Consider the following 2,000-nt stretch of genomic DNA (forward strand, 5'->3'; position numbering starts at 1 on the left):
CGGCAGCTGGCCGGGATCGCCGAACTCCTCCACCAAGTTCCCCGCCACCATGCTGATCGACTACGTACGCGTCTACACCAAGGCATAGGAATAGACCAAGACACAGAAGGGCACAGAAGGCTCAGTGACAGCCAGCCTCAGAAAGCGTGATCGGATCCGCGAGCATCTGATCACACTGATCGAATCCCGCGCCATCGGCCAGGCGATCCCCTCCGAACGACAGCTGTCGGCGGAGCTGGGGATCTCCCGGCCGACCCTGCGCGCCGTCGTGGACGAACTGATCAAGGATGGCTGGCTCATCCGCGAACACGGCCGCGGCGTGTTCGTGGGCACTCCGAAGATCGCCCAACAGATCGTGGGCAGCTCCACCTCGCGAGGGGCCGCCTACCCTCCGGCCCCCGGCACCTGGACCAGCCGCGTCCTCAGCCACTCGATCATCCCCGCCGGAACGGCCATCGGCAGCAGGCTGCGCGTCGAGGCGGGCACGCCCGTCCTGCGCATCGCCCGGCAACGGCTCGTGGACAACGAGCCGATGGCGGTGGAGACCATTCACGTGCTCAGCCACCTCGTTCCGGGACTGACCTCCGCCGACGTCGAGGCCGGCTCCTTCTACGCGCTGCTGCGCGACAGGTTCGGCATCGTGCCGACCGAAGCGGAGCAGTATCACGAGGCCCGCGCGGCCGACGCCACGGAGGCATCCCTGCTCGGCGTCGGCCAGGACTCGCCGCTCCTGTCCTTGGAACGTGTCACCCGTGATCAGCACGGCCGCGTGTTCGAGTACACCCATGCGGTCTACCGGGGCGACCGCTACCGCCTGGAGTTCAAGCTGTCACTCGCCGAGTCGCCGGACTCGACGAGACCGGCCATGACCCCGAGCGTGAATCCGACGATGACCCCGATCGTGGTCACGGACAACCCCGCCGCGGGCGTCCGCCCGTAGACCGTGTCAGCGCGGCGTCTCTCCAGGGGCCGCTCGCGCCCGGGTGTCAGTCCCAGAGCGCGATCGCCGCGAGGATGGCGGCCGCCGGGACCAGCAGCCACGGCTCGGCCAGGACGAGAGCGGCGGTGAGGATCAGGGCGAGCCACGCCAGCCCTTTGGCGGCGCGCCGCTTGGCCTTGCTCTTCTTCTTGCCCTTCTTGTCGTGCTTGTCGTGCTTGTCGTGCTTGTCAGGGGTGGTGTCCTGGGGAACCTCGGAAAGAGGCTGCAGCGGGATCTCGTCGGTGTGGGTGGTGGGCTCGTCGTACTTGATGTCGCTGTTCGTCATGTCATCAGCTTGGCCGTGAACGCTCGAGGCCCGCGTCGGTGAATCTCACCTATCTCGGATGCGGCTCCTACCGATCGCCCGCTTGTCGGTGGCCGCGGCGACGGTGACGAACACGGCGGCCAGCGCCCCCGCGCACAGTCCCAGGACCACGGAGATGCCGCCGGCCGGCAGCACGAGGCCGGTGATGGTCACCGCGAGCGCGACGGCGAACTGCTGGACCGTGGCGAGCACCCCCGAGGCCCTCGATGTGGCTCCCGCCGGCGCGCCGCTGAGCACCAGGGCCGTGATCGAGGTCATGAGCAGGCCGGTGCCCGCGCCGATGAGCACCAGTGGCACCACGAAGAGCACCGGCTGTGACACGCCCGCACGCACGTCGAAGATCGCGACGCCGATGCCGGCGAGCGCGATGAGCGTGCAGGCCAGCCGGGTGCCGTAGCCGTGCCGTTCCGCCAGCCGCCGGCCGAGCAGCGACGAGACCGAGTACGCCGCGGCCAGCGAGGCGAGGATCAGACCGGTGACAGCAGCGGTGGCGTGCAGCGTCTGCTGCAGGTACAGCGACAGCGCCAGGAACAGCGCGGCCTGGAAGGCGTACACCAGCCCGCTGGCCGCGACCTCGAGGCCGGCCCGGCCGTCGGCGAACAGCGGCAGGCGCAGCAACGGGTCGCCGCCGCGCGCGGCGACCCGCCGCTGCCACCACACGAACCCGGCCGCGAACACCGGCACCGCGGCGAGCCC

3 protein-coding genes are annotated in these 2,000 nt (G+C 69.8%); 1 reads left to right on the forward strand and 2 read right to left on the reverse strand.

All coding sequences use genetic code 11. The features are described from left to right. The first annotated feature begins 124 nt into the window (after positions 1 to 124). The gene (locus DQW85_RS23840; protein WP_113702290.1) at positions 125 to 940 is read left to right on the forward strand and encodes a GntR family transcriptional regulator; all 816 of its coding nucleotides are present in this window, start codon (positions 125 to 127) and stop codon (positions 938 to 940) included. Between the two features lie 46 nt (positions 941 to 986). On the opposite strand, the gene DQW85_RS23845 is transcribed toward DQW85_RS23840, so the two are convergent. Both DQW85_RS23845 and DQW85_RS23850 read right to left on the reverse strand, forming a co-directional pair. After that, entirely contained in the window at positions 987 to 1,265 is a 279-nt protein-coding gene (locus DQW85_RS23845; RefSeq protein ID WP_113702291.1) for a hypothetical protein, read from the reverse strand. Between the two features lie 45 nt (positions 1,266 to 1,310). Beyond that, a partial coding sequence (locus DQW85_RS23850; protein ID WP_162795309.1) for an MFS transporter occupies positions 1,311 to 2,000 on the reverse strand: 690 nt, incomplete at its 5' end.

Origin of the sequence: Nonomuraea lactucae (assembly GCF_003313395.1) — a bacterium.
Taxonomy (GTDB): Bacteria; Actinomycetota; Actinomycetes; order Streptosporangiales; family Streptosporangiaceae; genus Nonomuraea; species Nonomuraea lactucae.

Excerpts from the sequence above, each read along its gene's own strand:
- DQW85_RS23845 (WP_113702291.1), bottom strand. The coding sequence starts at position 1,265 with ATGACGAACAGCGACATCAAGTACGACGAGCCCACCACCCACACCGAC.